Consider the following 16181-nt stretch of genomic DNA (forward strand, 5'->3'; position numbering starts at 1 on the left):
TTAACGTCTTAATCACTAATCATCTCAGACTGAGCTAACATATTATAAATAATTAACTCTTTATTCAGGCCTGTTACAGACAATAATAAACGTCTAGCCTGCAACCATAATTCATAGAGTGCAGAAATTTTTTCATTACTTTTAGTTGCTAATAATCTTACTAATGGCACCTGATCACGATTAACAATAAAACGACCAGCTTTTTGTTTCGCTTTTAATGCATCGCTTAATAAAGCGCAAAACCAAATGATACATTCGATAAATTCTTCATTATCGAATGTTTTTGCCAGTTGCCAATAATCATTATGGGATACAACGCGTAATAAATGGTCACAAAATGCTTTTCTTTGCTGCCACTTTTCTGGTTTTAATAAAGCAAGTGCTGCTAGTGGCGCATTTTCGCTCAATAACAGTGCAGAGGCAAGCTCATTATTGCTACTTTGCTGACTATGTTTCTTTTTTAACCATTCAATGGATTGTTCCAATTTAGGAACGGATAAAAAATAAGAAAAACAACGACTATGAATTGTTGGTAATAGATGGCTATTATGCTCATCACTTAAAATAAAATAGGTATTTTCTGATGGCTCTTCTAATGTTTTGAGTAATGCATTAGCTGCGGCTTCCGTCATTAAAGCTGCATGCTTAATCCAAATGACTTTATTGCCGCCTTGTTGTGATTTTTCGTACACTTTAGTAGTAATATTTCGTATTTGATCAATACCAATAGATTGCTTACCTTGTTCATGAGTTATGATGTAAAAATCTGGATGATGATGAGACATAAACAACTTACAACTATGACAATTTAAACAGGGTTCTAAATTCTGTGCAGACAAACACAATAAACGATTGGCCACCATCATAATGAAGTCATCTTCACCACTTCCTTGCACATAGTTAATCAATAACGCATGATGAGTTCTTTTATGTATAATTCCTTCAGCAAATTGTTGATAAGGAGATATAAGCCAAGGATAATCATTTAAAATCATACATTAGCAACCTGTTTTGTTAACCATTTTGTTAAGATAAGTTCAATTTGCCTTGTTACTTGATCGATTGATTTAGATGCATCAACGATAAAAATGGTTTCATCTTGATTTGCCAGTTCTAAATAACGTTGACGGATTCGCTCAAAAAAGGGGAGGGATTGCTGTTCAATACGATCAAGTTCTCCTCTTGCCCTAGCTCGCATTAAGCCAATTTGTGGTTCAATATCTAAATATAAAGTTAGATCAGGTTTAAAGTTACCTAAAACTTGCTCTTTCAATGTGGTAATAAAAATTTTATCTAACTGACGACCACCACCTTGATAAGCTTGAGTTGATAAATCATGCCTATCACCAATAACCCATTTCCCCGCATTCAGTGACGGCTTGATTACATTATCAATCAATTGAATACGAGCAGCATATAACATTAGCAATTCCGCTTTATCGGTCAAAGGTTCATCATCTAAACCATTTTTAATAAGCTTGCGTAATGCTTCAGCAATTGGTGTACCACCAGGCTCACGAGTAAATTGTAAATCGCAAATATGATATTGAGTTAAAATACGAGCAACGGTATTGATTGCAGTCGTTTTACCCGCACCTTCAAGACCTTCAATGACAATAAATTTGCCTGTCATACTAAATTCCTAAACTATTTATGATGATCATATGTTTAATATCGAGCTATTGTACGCTATTTTTGATTATTATTTTAGTTTAGTTTAGCCACTAACTATTCCCTTCAATTTTCATGTTTTGAAATAAATTTTGTAACTATTTCGGCTTTTTGATAAATATAATTCGCTTATTGATATTCATTAAAAGATAAATACAAATAAGGATCTATATTAGTCAGGAGATAAAGTTGAACTTTATTAAGACTTTCAAAGTGTATACTGTTATCACCTGAAACCGACAACGGGGACTCTCTTGATTTCAATTTCGAAGGTTATCCCTGTGTTTACAGGGAACACAGAATACTTTAAAAAAACAAATAACTGCAAACGGTTTATCCCTGTTTATACAGGGAACAGGCTAAATAGATAATTCTTTGGTTTGGTTTTAGTTTATTAGCAAACCAAAATTCTACAAATTTCTTTAAATGACATGAACATATTGATTTTAAATAAGTAAAAAAGAGACTAAATTTAGTCCAACTAAATCAATCTGAATTATTCTAATAACACCATCAGTTTGGAGGTCGAATCCTTATTCAGGATGCGTTATTCCTGTAGGAACAACTTTATCTCATTGTATAAAAACAGTGATTTGTTACCAACAACAGTAATCTAATAGATCTTGATAGATCGCCAAAGTAAACATCAGTTCTAATTTTAAATAACCTAAATGGCTGAACAGCCCTAATCTAGATAATATATATTCTGAAATAACGACAGACATACTCATTACTAGTGACACTAAATCCAATATAGACGAGAAATTAAGGTTATACAATCTCAAAAGGTAAAATGTCATTAGAGCGTGAAGGAGCTCAATACTACCATAGCGAAATTCACACTAATTTTTACAATTTTTGAATATAAATCATAATGAAATTCTAATTTAACTCTATAAAACAAATTGTTCAATCCTTCGGCTCAAGTTATTTTAGAAAGCACATCCAAACGGTGATTTCACCGCCCAAAACAAATAAAAAATCAGAGATTAAAATTCATTTTACACCCATGTGTGTTATTTTTGTGTATAGCTTTAACATAGTACAAACAATCAAATCACAGAAAAAGATCCTAACTTGATTTATATTGATACATACAACCCCATTAAATATCAATCTATTCATATTAAAGAATATCATTAATGGTTTTTTAAAGAAATTAAATTTAATGGAATCTATTTCATATAATAATAACTATTGATAACGTTTAATTAAAAATAATCCACAACCAAACCCTTTACTTTTACCAATACCTTGATAAAGAGTTTCTAAAAAAAGTTGAGGATCGGTAACCGTTAAAATTCCCTCAAAATCAACACTAGTAAAAGTGATTGGGTTCATACCTGTTCGTTTATGGAGTTGATGTTGTTTTGTTCCGATAACATCGCAGCGAACCTGTTTTTCATTATTTTGAAATAGAGAAAATCCTCGATTTTCACTCTGTTTAATCAACCAATTTAAAGCAGCTTCATTTTGGCGATTTTTTAGATCTAATTCAGATAAATCTTGTTTTTTTGCGAGATATTTTACGTTCATCATTACATCAGATCGTTTGCCTTTTTTAAAAACAACTGGATTGACGCGCAATGAAAAGGCTAACTTCATCCCTAGACTTAATTGTGGGAAATAACGTTTGGTTTCAACAAAGAATAATTCATGATCTGTTATAGGAGCAACTTCTGATAATATATAATACTGGCTAACCTTATTAGTTTGCTCCTCACGAAATAAAAATGTGCGTTTATCTTGATTGGGAAAAAGCTGCCATAACCATTGATGAATTGCATATAAACCAGCATATTGTATTTTCTTTTGCATGACATAAGGAAGCCGATTTAATTTTAAGGTAATTCGAGAAAAATACATCTATTTGCTCCTTTTTAAAAATCCCGAATATTGCAGTCGTGGCTTAAACTGCCAACGAGTACGGTTAATCGGTTGATCTTGACGAAGCTGAATTTTAGTTACTTCCAAATTGTCATAAACCTCCGCATGCTCCCAATAATATTCATCAGCATTACTTTTTAATATATTGCTAATAGCAGAATCAGATTGATGATATTGCTGATAATATCTATCTGCAAAAATAAAGGCATCACTTAACGTTCCTTCAAAAATAGTAGGTGCCAATGGTAACGCCAGTGGTGAGTTTTTTCTTCCTATATATAATGGAAAAACAGGCTGTAATAACGCTTGTTTGATTTGCTCAAGAGTATAAGGTGCTTCTTGGGTTTGAGTTATAATAATTTGATAATAAATATCATTATAATATTCTCGTTGTGAAAGTAAGGTTTCAAGTTCACGTGGATTTCGACGAATCTCATCAAATCGAGTATAAAACGTTTCTTTTTTATTTACTCTTGGCGCTTGTACTGTCTGAAAATCACTAAACCAACTGCTCTTAGCTTTAAATGGACGGATAGCAAAATGGTAATGCTGATTAAACGTATTAAGTTGCTCATCTGTGCGCCGAATGCCTAATGCTGCAGCAATCAACCCCAATAAAGCTGAACGTGAAGGAATCTCATTACTATGGCGAACTTCACCTACAGCAGGTTGCCCCCATGATGTTAATGGTGCATAAATCTGAAAAATAAGATGTTTTATCATATCTATTATCCCTTATTTTTGCATAACAAAATCTAAAGCAGCCGTTAAATTTCCTTCACCTGTTTCACTATTAAGCTTATAACGACTATCAGCGCAAGAACCATAAACTTGATCAAATTTATTGAGTTGTAACTCTAAGCGTGTAATAGCATCGTTTACCATATCCTCGCTACGTATTGGATTAAAATAAGCTACTGCTAAAGAGCGGGGTTGCTGCTTACCTTTTTCTATCAATAAATAGGAAGTATATGCTCGCGATGCAAAACTATTTTGCATACCGGTTGGAGCAACTTTAGCAGCACATTCAATTAATGCTTTTAATGTAGTATCAACTAATGTTTCATCGCCATTTAAGTTTTCCAGCAATAAGTCTCGGCTGATACACACATAAATATAAAATAATGCAGAAGCAAAGCCCCGCTCACCCAAATGTGCAGAACCTGCATCTTGCTCTTTATTATTTAAATCATCAACGGCAGTAAAAAAATCGTCCTCAATAATAACACTGCTAACACCTAAGGCATGAGATACCTGACAAGCAGCTTCAACGTTATATGCAGGACTATCAGCTAACATTCGACCAAATAGTGCAATATCAATACTACTATTTTCTTTACGTAATAATTTTACTTCTGCATCTGTTGGCTCGCGTCGTTCAGTAATGAGTAATTCCACTAATCGTTTAATAGCTTGTTGTTCATTACAACTAATATGCACTAACTGTTCAATTTCAAAATTTGTCAATGGATCTTTTGGTGACTTTTCGTTTTTAAGTTTACCAAATTGCCCAGCAATTTTAATGGCACTATTTTTAGCAATTATATCGTCAACACCTTTATTTTTCATTACTTCGTAAACCCAATCTCTTGCAAACCGACGAGATCGAATACCCATATTGTTACTTAATGATTGATTGAAACAATCCGAGGTACGCCATGCTCTTTTTAAACTTTGCGAAGAAATACGTAAACGATCACTATTACCCATTTTGGCAGTTTTAGGGCGGCCTAAATCATCACGATTTAAATTAGAAGGCGCATAAGCAGTTAATAGATGTAATTGAATAAATGTTGTCATAATCGTTATTCCTTAGATGATTTTTTAGTCGAATAGTACTCCATTGCCCAACGAACAGATAGGCGTCGAAAAGGATTAATATCAGGTGACAAATTCTGCAAACGATCATGCCACTCTTGTACCCATAAAAAGATACCATCAGCAAGTGAAAAAAGATTGATACCATTATCTCCACGAGATTTGACGGCACGAATTAATCGTCGGCAAAATTCTTCAGGTGTGCTACTGGCTTGCAATTGTTCAAAACGTAGAGGAGATAAAGTATTATGTTGCCCTCCCCTTGTTTTTTCACCTAATTGTTCAGCAAATGATTTTTTGTCATTACTTTCACTTACAAAAGCAGCAACAGCAACAAATATTGCTAGTGCTTCTTGATGGATAGATGTTGATCTTAATCCCTGCTCCTCACTAAATAACGCATCAGCTAAAATAAAATAACCGGTTTGTAATATTACCCCATAAGGTAATGATGTACGCCGGAGTTCAGCTTTTAACTGACGCCCATTATAAGAAGCTCCATTAAAACGACTTGATCTTTGTTGTAACACTGAAAACCATTCATCAATGCATCTTTTATGGCTTTCATTTAATATGATTGTCCTTTTAATTAAATTGTTTGACATACTTTTTTTCATCCCTTACATATAATTATAATTAGTATTTTATATTTTTTTAAAACGCTTAAGTTTATTGAAATCTGTCAATAATTTCTCCCTTGCTGTTATTTTTTGGGATAAAACTGATTGTTCATCTGAATAAGCAAATGCAGTTTTATCATAGGTTTGTGTAATATAATTTAATAAAGTATTAGCCCAATCAGCTAACAAATCTAATCGCCCGTTTGGATTATTTTTTTGAACGATAAGTTGATTAACTAATTGATAGAAATACGGTTCAGTATCTTTCCAGAAAGCATGATTAACAACATTGGATTGTTTATTAATAGTTTCCATAGCCTTACGTAGAATTAGTAAAGTTTCTTTACTCAATTCTAATGCTAATGAAATAAGATTTTCTAAATCATTATCCGGCTCATTTAACGCAGGGATAACAGGGAATGTGTGTTCATACCAACAACGCGCTTTCATGTTGTCAAAATCATATCCAAAGCACCACAATCTGCATTTATCCTTACCTTTTAATCTTCGTTCATCGTTGACAAAGATAATTTTAGCAGCTACAACGTTTTCGTAATTGGTTACCATACCTAACCAATCACGGTAAATTAATCCACCCGGTTGACCTTTAATCGCTAAAAGCGCTCCTGTTTTAATATCAACTCGATATGGTGTTAAAGGATGACGCCAGTTTTGATATTGAATTCCGTAATTCTTAGTTTGATAATGAGTTATTAATTGTGTCGACGTTTCGCCGCACAAATCACATTCACCTTGTTTAACATGATTAAAATCAAGTTCAATTCGGCGTGGCATTCCCCAAAAGGCTTGACAATAGTTTGCTTGCTCAGGAAATACACTTAAATTTTTTGGCGGTTCACTAGTTATTGTTTTGTTTAACCACGGAAAGACAGTTTCATCATAATGTGTAGGTTTTTCGTCATCACTGAGTGGCATCACATTTAACCACAACTTTTTCCATAATGGTGCCGCTTGATTCAATTCTGGCATTAACAAAGTTGTTATTGGTCCTCCACCTCGTAAACTGACTCGATGTCCTTGACCTCCTGATGGAGCATTAGTCTGTAAGGTAAATAACGCTATTGCAGCACAGTGTGGGCATATCGCTTTGACGAAATCACGCTTAATAAAGTGATCAGTATTCTTTTTTAATGCATTTTCACCAGGACCTTCTACTAATAAACCTGATATAGGCAAATAGTTAGTATTTAATTTATTAAAATCTTGCATAAAAGCTGGCTTAGTTGCACCAAATTGCATTGCTGTTTGAACTTGCGAAAAAGCTTTATTAAGTTCTGATTGCAAAATACCATTATCCCAATATTCAAACCACTCTTCATGATCATATGGCGAGAAAGTCGTTTGCAATAAACCAATAAGAAATTGATAACCAGCACCTTGAAAATCAGGTCGAAAATAGGCGAGATCGAAAATTGTTTCATCAGAAATTTGGCAAGGATTAATTTTACTAATATGACCATCGAAATGAATAACTGGAATCCATTTTTCGTCTAATAAAGATAAAGAAGACAAATTATACTCCTTAATTTCATCTATAATCAGCATGTTAACCTTATTCCGATTATCGGCTTTGAATTAAACTATATAATCATTTTTGAACTTATTTTCTAACCTAAAATTAAAAAGATAAGACTGAAATTCTTTTTTGTCAATTGTTTGCTTTATTTAATAGTGCCAAACTTTAATACGGAAAGAGTTTATTAGCTATTTATGTAATTCATTATCATGTTGCACAATGATTTGATCTCGATAACAAAATAAAGAGAAAAAATAAACTCTATAATTGGTTTTACTCCACTATCGTGGATTTTTTAATCAAAGACGATTCATCTAAACAGAATTTTATAATTTTTTCCATTAAATAATTGATAGAATGCGATCTCTATTTAATTTTTTTATAAACTATAGAGTAACCGTTTTTTACATTATTGACTACATATCATTGATGATGCTCATAATACTAGGGATAGGTTAAGGTTAAGCTAAAGCTTATATTATTACAGCCAAAAATTAGCGACATAAATCAGGTTTGCCTTTATAATTGGGAAGTTAAAGTTAACCATGATAAGTATTCTTCATTAAATGAGTTTAAAGGTGATATTGAGAGATTTATGAATCCAAAACAACACAATAGCTATCCCAGCAACGATAAACAAGAAAACGTTAATCATATTGATGTAGTTCAATTTAAGATAAAGCACCCTTTAATAATTGCTATTATGCATAAATTAATTCCCTTTGCGATGCTTTGGGGCAGTTTAGTATTAATGTATGGCGTAATTTGCATGTATACCAATAGTATGGGACAAGATGAGTTTTATCGTTTTATCTTTTTTTTACGTAGCCCTTTTGTAGTTGTACTAAATTGCATTGTATTATTGATTGCTATTTTTCATTCAATCAGTTGGTTTAATTTAATACCTAAAGTTATTTTTTCAACAAGATCGAATAAAACAGCACAGGATTATTTATTCACTGCCGGCTTATGGTTGGTTACAATCGCTATTTCAATTTACTTAGTGTTATTTGTTTCAAAATAAACGGTATTTATACAATGAAAAATCAAGAAATTCAAACTACACACAAAAAAGGAAAACTTGAGAAAGGATTATTTATTTTAGGCGGTACATGGACTGCTGTCTTTTTACCCGTCATCATAATAATAATTGCGTTCATTATTCCTTTTAGCGATGCAACAACTCGTTCTTACATACTTAAAGTAACAAATACCGAAACGGGTAAATTATTTTTATTTTTCATGATTTCATTGCCAATTTGGTGCGCATTACACAAGATTATTGTGATTTTACACCATCATAAAATCTACCCAAAACGGGAAAAGATACTTACCGTTGCTCTAGCTCTTGCCTGGACTATCCATGCCATTTATATTTTGTTTGTTCGAATGTAAATAATAAGATATTTAGATATGATTCATAGCCAAAAAGCGTTATCCGGTTGGATAACGCTGATTAATGTTAAAAATTAGTAATACGTCATTTCTCTAACAATATTCGTTTGTTTATTTTTTTGATCTTCTCTTATTTTTGTTGCAGTAAGCCAATTATTTTTGTCATTAAAGGTTAAAAATTGAGTAGTGGAGTTCACTGAATTTTTACTTGCCGATAAATAAGTTGATTGTATTGCTGTTAAGCGATGATTATTATCGTATTGATATAAAAAGTTACTTTCATTTTGGGTATTGTTACTAAACTGATATGACACATTAGCTAATTGCTGTTTTTGATAATTAAATGTATAAGATGATGCACCATTTTGATCAACACCGGTAAATTTACCTTGTTCATCCACTCCTTTAAGCTTCCACTGCACCTGTTTGCTGATCAGACAATTATTAATATCATATTCATAACTATCCGTTTCAATGAAGATAAAGTCTAAAGCCTCTTTCGCTTGTTGCGACTCAACTATTTTACCTTGACTGTCGGTTTTAAATTGAATGATACTGCTTGTTTTATCGTCCAAATCTTCAATAAAATTTTCCCAACCAACGGTTGTTTTTTGCAAATATTCTGAATAAACACGTTTATTCTCATCCGTGAATAAAACATATTGGCTTTGAGTAATTAATCCATTTTGATCATAATTGAGTGTATGCTTAGCCGTTAACTCATTATGATTATTCATTCTTGTTGTTGATGTTCTAACTTCTTGTTTAATACCATGGGCTGGTAAATCAATAAAATCCAAAATTTGAAAAATATAATTATTGGCTTGAACCCTATTTTGAGTGGAATCATCACCACAACTTAAAGCCATTACAGTTGGTGAAAGTAACAACAGACAGAGTGTTATTGAACACGGTAATATTTGTTTTTGCATGACTAACCTATTAAAAAGTGATAAATATTTATCCATTGGTAATAGTAACCTAACTTCAACTATTACTTTATATACAGCTATTTTTTGCGCATTAATAAAGCATTTTCCCAATCGACTTTTTTTTCTTGTTTTTGATTACGTGAACGATCATTTTTTGGATCACTCTTATCTACTTTTTCAGCTTTATCGGCATGAATTAAGGTTTTACTTCCTCTACGAGGGGGTTTATCTAAAAATGACAGTAATGCTTTGGTATATTCATGTTCGCAAGAATAAAAAATCTTATCTCGTGAACCTTGCTCGACAATTTGAGCATCCTTCATAACAATTACTTGATGACATATTGAATAAATTAACGCTAAATCATGACTAATAAAGAGATAACTGAGCTGATGCTTTTTTTGTAAATATTTCAGTAAATCAATAATTTGCTTTTGAGTGGTGTGATCTAAAGATGAAGTTGGTTCATCTAATATCAATAATTCTGGTTGTAAAATTAGTACTCGAGCGATAGCAATACGTTGACGTTGCCCTCCAGACAATTCGGTTGGATAACGAAAACGTAAATCAGGATCGAGACCGACCTCTTGCATAATACCAATTACCGCTTTTTTACGTTCACCTTGACTCAGTTTTTTATGAGTAATTAAACCCTCGATAATAATTTGCTCAACGTTAAAACGAGGATTGAGTGACGAAAACGGATCTTGAAAAACGACTTGAATTCGACTTCTAAATGGTAATAGCTTTCTGCCTGTTAAATTTTGTATGGGGTAGCTATCAAATAAGATTTCACCTTGAGATTTAATCAATCTTAAAATAGCCAATGCTGTAGTGCTTTTTCCTGAGCCCGATTCCCCGACAAGACCAACAGTTTCACCTTGATGTACTGTCAAACCAACATTATCAACAATTCTTTTTTGTTCATGACTAAAAAGCCTTTTTTTAGTTATTACATCCACATTAAGATGGTTAACGCTAAGCAATATTCCTGGAGTTTGAGGTAAAAGAACTGGATCACCACTTGGTTCTGAATTTAGTAATGTTTGAGTATATTCGTGTTCAGAACATAAAAAAATACGTTGCTTACTGTTATATTCTACAATTCTACCTTTTTGCATAACGGCCACTTTATCAGCTAACTTTTTGACCATACCAAGATTATGCGAGATAAATAACATACTCATATTCAATTCATTTTTAAGCTCTTTAAGCAATTGAATAATCTGTGCTTGTACGGATACATCTAAAGCGGTAGTTGGTTCATCAGCAATCAATAATTTAGGATGGGTTAGAATTGCCATGGCAATCATAACCCGCTGTCGTTCTCCACCAGATAGCTGATGGGGAAAAGCAGATAATTTACTTTTTGGTTCTTTAATTCCAACACGATCAAGATATTGCAAAATTTCGCTACGAGCAGCATTAAGACGCATACCGCGATGCAATGATAGTACTTCATAAAGTTGTCTTTCAACTGTATGTAATGGATTAAGCGACACCATAGGCTCTTGAAAAATCATACTAATTTGATTGCCGCGAATTTTACGAAGCTCTTTATCGGGTGCATGAAGCAAAGATTGCCCCTCAAACAAAATATCACCCGTTGGATAACTTACCTGCTCTTTACGTAATAAACGTAAAATAGATAATGCAGTCACACTTTTACCTGAACCTGATTCACCAACCAATGCAAGTGTTTCTTGTTCATTAATATTAAAACTCACATTGCTTACAACACGCAATTGTGATTGTGTATCACGTTTGAAAGCAATACTTAGATCCTCAACAGATAATAAAGTAGTACTCATTGATACACTCCCTTGTTTGGATCAAAAGCATCTCTGATTGCTTCACCAATAAAAATTAGCAAAGATAGCAAAGTTGCAATAATTAAAAAAGAGCTAATACCAAGCCAAGGCGCTTGCAAATTATTTTTACCTTGTAGCAACAAACGACCAAGAGAAGGTGAATCAATCGGTAAACCAAAACCTAAAAAATCTAAAGAAGTTAATGTAGTAATTGAACCACATAAAATAAAAGGTAAAAAAGTTAATGTTGCAACCAATGCATTAGGTAAAATATGACGAAACATAATTTTGCTGTCAGCAACCCCCATTGCTTTGGCTGCGCGGATATAATCAAAATTACGAGTACGCAAAAATTCAGTACGCACAATACCTGATAAAGCCATCCAACCAAATAACACTGTTATCCCTAGTAACCACCAAAAATCAAGAGGTAAAATACTCGCCAATAAAATAATCACAAAAAGCTCTGGTAATCCACACCAAATTTCGATAAAACGTTGCCCAATCAAATCGACTTTACCACCGTAATAACCTTGAATCGCGCCGATGATAACGGAAATAATTGTGGTAAATAGTGTTAATAAAATGGCAAAAAACATCGAAATACGAAAACCATATAATATATTTGCCAACACATCAAACCCAGCATCAGTGGTACCTAACCAATGTGTGTTAGAGGGTGATGTAGGAAAGGTACTTGGTGTATCATAAATTAACGTATTATAACTATACCGAAATGGTGGCCAAACCATCCAACCATCAGCTTCTATTTTATGCTGCACAACCGGATCTAAAAAGTTAGTTTGCGTATCAAATTGTCCACCGAATTTACTTTCAGGATAGAAATGAAAAATAGGATAATAAAAACTATCCTGATATTTAATAACAATCGGCTTATCGTTTGCAATAAAATCAGCAAAGAGGCTAATCACAAAAAAGATCAAAAACAACCAAAGTGAAAAATATCCACGCCGATTATGTTTAAACCGTTGCCAACGTTGCTGATTAATAGAGTAATTGCAGGTCATTAATTGCGTGCCTCAAAGTCAATGCGTGGATCGATCACCATATAGGACAAATCAGATAATAACTTAGTAATCAGTCCAACTAATGTAAAAATATACAGCGAACCAAAAATAACAGGGTAATCTCGTTGAATAATCGCTTCATAACCCAATAGACCAAGACCATTGAGTGAAAATATTATTTCAATAAGTAACGAGCCGGTAAATAAGATGCCAACAAAAGCAGCCGGAAAGCCCGATACAATTAGTAAAGTCGCATTACGAAACACATGATTATAAAGGATCTGCTTTTCAGTTAAACCTTTGGCTCTCGCAGTAATTACATATTGTTTACGGATTTCATCTAAAAAAGAATTTTTGGTTAGCATAGTGAGAGAAGCAAATCCACTGATCACCATAGCAATAGTCGGTAAACAAATATGCCATGCGTAATCTTTTACCTTACCCCAAAAATCAAGCTGTTCAAAATGATTGGAAATTAATCCACGCAATGGGAAAATATCCCAATAACTGCCACCTGCAAACAGCACAATGAGTAATACCGCCAATAAAAAAGCGGGTATTGCATAACCAATAGTGATTAACGTACTTGACCAGAAATCAAACATTGATCCATCTTTAACCGCCTTACGGATCCCTAAAGGAATTGAAATAAGATAAATAATTAGGGTACTCCAGAGCCCTAATGAAATCGAAACAGGCAAACTTTTAGTAATTAAACCAATTACCGATTCACTTTTAAAAAAGCTATCACCAAAATCAAACATGACATATTTTTTTAATGTTTCAAAATAACGTTCCACTATTGGTTTATCAAAACCGTACTGTTTTTCGATCATAACAACAATTTGTGGATCAAGACCACGCGATCCTCGATAATTTGACTCATTTTTATATTGTTGCAATTTTACTGCATTATTATCGATTCCCGGCAAAATTGCTTGTACTGCCTCCGGACCATTTTCAATCATGGCTAATGCTTGATCAACCGGACCACCTGGTGCGACTTGGACGATAAAAAAGTTAATCGTTAAAATTACAAACAGCGTGGGAATAATGAGTAATAATCGTCGAGCAAGATAATTAAGCATATTAATGTTTCCGATTTTTAGTCAAGCTATTTGCTTTATCTGCATCATACCACCAACTATCGATACCAATAGCGTAAGCGGGATGAACAGCTGGCTGTCCAAATTTGTTCCAATATGCATAATAAGTATTGCTGTTATACCACATTGGAATCATGGGATATTCATGAGTTAAGATGCGATCAAGTGCGCGCCCAAGAGGAATCAGTTCTGATTCATTCTCTAAGTTTCGAGTAATTTCAGCGATAATTCCGTCAATTGCTTGGTTATGTAATCCTGAAGCATTCCATGATGAATTAAGATATTCACTTCCCCAAAGGATCATTAAGTCTGATGAGGGATAATTTTTAGCGCCATAATTACGTGGCATCATATCATAATCACGCTCACGCAAACGACGTGTAAACTGAGCATAATCAAGTGACACTATTTTCATGGTGATACCTAAACGAGCTAAGTTTTTCTGAAAAGGTGTCGCATATTTAACATCATCTCCGAGATATGTAACTAGTTCAAATTCAAAAGGTTGATTGGTTTTGGCATTAACTAATTTACCTCCTTTAATTATCCATCCTGCTTGTTTAAGTAGATCTGTCGCTTTTAATAAATTATCACGATTAAATCCAAAACCATCACTTTTAGAGATATAAAAAGCATTATCGAACGACTGTTCAGGGATAATATCTTTATACTGATTAAGCCATTTTAATTCTTGATCACTTGGAGTACCTATCGCAGCATAAATAGTATTTTCAAAAAAACTGTAAGGTCTTTTGTAGCTATCGTAATAAAAAGCATGATTTAACCATTGAAAATCAAATGCTAAAGTGATCGCTTCACGAACTTTGACATCATTAAACAAATCTTTTTTCAGATTAAAAGCTAACCACTTGGTATCTACAGCAGTTTGAATTGGTTTTTCTTGTTTGATAATATCATTTGAATCAAAATATTGGCCTTGATATTGAGTAAACCAATTTTTGGGCTGCCCCTCACCACGGAGATCATATTCACCTGCTTTAAATGCTTCTAACGAAATACTACTATCCATATAGTATTCAATGCGTTTTTCATCAAAATTATTCATCCCTTTATTAATAGGTAAATTGCTTGCCCAATAGTTAGGATTGCGTTGATAAACCACATAATGTCCCATTTTATAATCGCTGATAAAATAAGGACCACTACCAACTGGTGGGGTAGTAATTGGCTCAGAAAAATTGTGATTTTGCCAAAAATGTTGTGGTATAACAGGCATATTGCCAACAAAGGATAATAATTTTTCCCTATTTGATTCAGGTAAATCGATACGCACATGGTAGTCATCGAGTGCTTTAACAGTAATATTTTGATTATATAAACGATATTGTGGAACGCCTTCTGTCATAAATTTATGAAAAGTAAATTCAACATCATGTGCAGTGATCGGTTTTCCATCTTGAAAACGGGCATTAGGATTAATGGTAACTTCAGCCCAACGATAATTATCAGAATAAGTAACGGATGTCGCAATTAGCGGATAAAAACTTGTAATATCATCCGCTAAATTCGTAAAAAGGGTATCATATAATGATCCAGAATTTTTTTCGGGTGCGCCTCGACTAGCATAACGATTGAAATTATCAAAAGTACCTAATTCGGCGAGTTTAATCGTTCCGCCTTTGGGTGCTTTTGGATTTGCATAATCAAGATGATCAAATTCATCAGGATATTTAGGCTTACCTAACAAAGAAAAAATAGTTTTATGATAGATTTTTTCAGTAATTTGAACAGGTCCTACGAGAGTAGCCTCATCATTTATTATTGTTTGGCTTGGCAAAACAGTATCAGCTTTCACCTCTATTGAAGTTGGCGATTGTGCTGGCGGATTTTCTTGAGCATTAACCGTCATAGAACAAATAGTTAACCCACTTATACAGCTTGTGATAAGTAGTGTATTCATTTTTTGTTTGAATTGGTTAATCATCCTAATGTCATTCCTGTTTAATCACTGGTATAAATATTGGTGAGTACCATTGAAATTATTGTCATCATGATTCAAAACATTTTCCCACCTATAATAGTTCATCTATTTTGCCAAACTTCAACTAAATGAGCAAAACCTAATTAATAAACTCAAAAATAAATACTAGAGTTAACATTAAAACAGATATTACATTTATTAATACTGTCTTTATGAGTCGATAAATATAGGATTTAATTAACTTACTCTTTTATAAAACTAACCTTTATGTAAATAAATTTCAGGTAAATATAACGTTTGAGTTCACATTTAAAATTATTCTCTGTATTTTTACATTCAACCGATTATAGTATTAATAGAGTAAATTATAAGCTTTGTAAGCTTTAGAAGAGAAAGCGTTTAGTAAATAACTTAACAAAACAAATAACGACGAA

13 protein-coding genes and 1 pseudogene are annotated in these 16181 nt (G+C 33.1%); 2 read left to right on the forward strand and 12 right to left on the reverse strand.

The annotated features are described in order from the left end of the window. Positions 1-8 precede the first annotated feature (8 nt). From holB to casA, 7 genes are all read right to left on the reverse strand, one after another. Positions 9-995 carry a DNA polymerase III subunit delta' gene (holB, locus tag J3U13_RS02975; protein WP_267340027.1) on the reverse strand — a complete coding sequence of 329 codons (987 nt, stop codon included), beginning with the start codon at positions 993-995 and terminating at the stop codon, positions 9-11. Then, positions 992-1633, reverse strand: a complete 642-nt coding sequence (tmk, locus tag J3U13_RS02980; RefSeq protein WP_267340028.1) for a dTMP kinase — start codon at positions 1631-1633, stop codon at positions 992-994. Before tmk ends, holB begins: the two co-directional genes overlap by 4 nt. Positions 1634-2865: 1232 nt before the next feature. Next, a complete protein-coding gene (gene cas6e, locus J3U13_RS02985) occupies positions 2866-3537 on the reverse strand; it encodes a type I-E CRISPR-associated protein Cas6/Cse3/CasE (protein ID WP_267340029.1) in 672 nt (223 codons plus the stop codon). Next, a complete protein-coding gene (cas5e, locus tag J3U13_RS02990) occupies positions 3538-4281 on the reverse strand; it encodes a type I-E CRISPR-associated protein Cas5/CasD (RefSeq protein ID WP_267340030.1) in 744 nt (247 codons plus the stop codon). Positions 4282-4293: 12 nt separating this feature from the next. Next, positions 4294-5358 (reverse strand): type I-E CRISPR-associated protein Cas7/Cse4/CasC, encoded by a 1065-nt coding sequence (gene cas7e / locus J3U13_RS02995; RefSeq protein WP_267340031.1) that lies wholly within the window; start codon positions 5356-5358, stop codon positions 4294-4296. A gap of 5 nt (positions 5359-5363) precedes the next feature. Beyond that, positions 5364-5981 carry a type I-E CRISPR-associated protein Cse2/CasB gene (gene casB / locus J3U13_RS03000; RefSeq protein ID WP_267340032.1) on the reverse strand — a complete coding sequence of 206 codons (618 nt, stop codon included), beginning with the start codon at positions 5979-5981 and terminating at the stop codon, positions 5364-5366. Positions 5982-6020: 39 nt separating this feature from the next. After that, a complete protein-coding gene (gene casA / locus J3U13_RS03005; protein WP_267340034.1) occupies positions 6021-7529 on the reverse strand; it encodes a type I-E CRISPR-associated protein Cse1/CasA in 1509 nt (502 codons plus the stop codon). A 599-nt stretch (positions 7530-8128) separates the two neighbouring features. Between casA and J3U13_RS03010 the strand changes: the two genes are divergently transcribed. Together J3U13_RS03010 and frdD are read left to right on the forward strand one after the other, a co-directional pair. Then, complete coding sequence (locus tag J3U13_RS03010) at positions 8129-8557, forward strand: hypothetical protein (RefSeq protein ID WP_267340035.1); 429 nt, start codon at positions 8129-8131, stop codon at positions 8555-8557. Positions 8558-8571: 14 nt separating this feature from the next. Then, positions 8572-8928 carry a fumarate reductase subunit FrdD gene (frdD, locus tag J3U13_RS03015; protein ID WP_267340037.1) on the forward strand — a complete coding sequence of 119 codons (357 nt, stop codon included), beginning with the start codon at positions 8572-8574 and terminating at the stop codon, positions 8926-8928. 74 nt (positions 8929-9002) lie between these two features. Here the strand turns inward: frdD and J3U13_RS03020 are convergent, their stop codons facing one another. The 5 genes and pseudogenes from J3U13_RS03020 to J3U13_RS03040 all read right to left on the reverse strand — a co-directional run bounded on the left by J3U13_RS03020 (position 9003) and on the right by J3U13_RS03040 (position 15750). Continuing rightward, entirely contained in the window at positions 9003-9860 is an 858-nt protein-coding gene (locus J3U13_RS03020) for a hypothetical protein (RefSeq protein ID WP_267340039.1), read from the reverse strand. A 236-nt stretch (positions 9861-10096) separates the two neighbouring features. Continuing rightward, a pseudogene (yejF, locus tag J3U13_RS03025) lies at positions 10097-11671 on the reverse strand (microcin C ABC transporter ATP-binding protein YejF); the annotation flags it as partial. Then, positions 11668-12699: an ABC transporter permease gene (locus tag J3U13_RS03030; protein ID WP_267340043.1), complete on the reverse strand. Its 1032-nt coding sequence runs from the start codon at positions 12697-12699 to the stop codon at positions 11668-11670. The gene J3U13_RS03030 and the pseudogene yejF, both read right to left, overlap by 4 nt. Further along, a complete protein-coding gene (locus J3U13_RS03035; protein ID WP_267340044.1) occupies positions 12699-13787 on the reverse strand; it encodes a microcin C ABC transporter permease YejB in 1089 nt (362 codons plus the stop codon). The genes J3U13_RS03030 and J3U13_RS03035 overlap by 1 nt, the downstream gene beginning before the upstream one ends. Before the next feature lies 1 nt (position 13788). Then, the gene (locus J3U13_RS03040) at positions 13789-15750 is read right to left on the reverse strand and encodes an extracellular solute-binding protein (RefSeq protein ID WP_267340045.1); all 1962 of its coding nucleotides are present in this window, start codon (positions 15748-15750) and stop codon (positions 13789-13791) included. Positions 15751-16181 lie beyond the last annotated feature (431 nt).

This window comes from Gilliamella sp. B2887, from assembly GCF_026537015.1.
Classification (GTDB): domain Bacteria; phylum Pseudomonadota; class Gammaproteobacteria; order Enterobacterales; family Orbaceae; genus Gilliamella.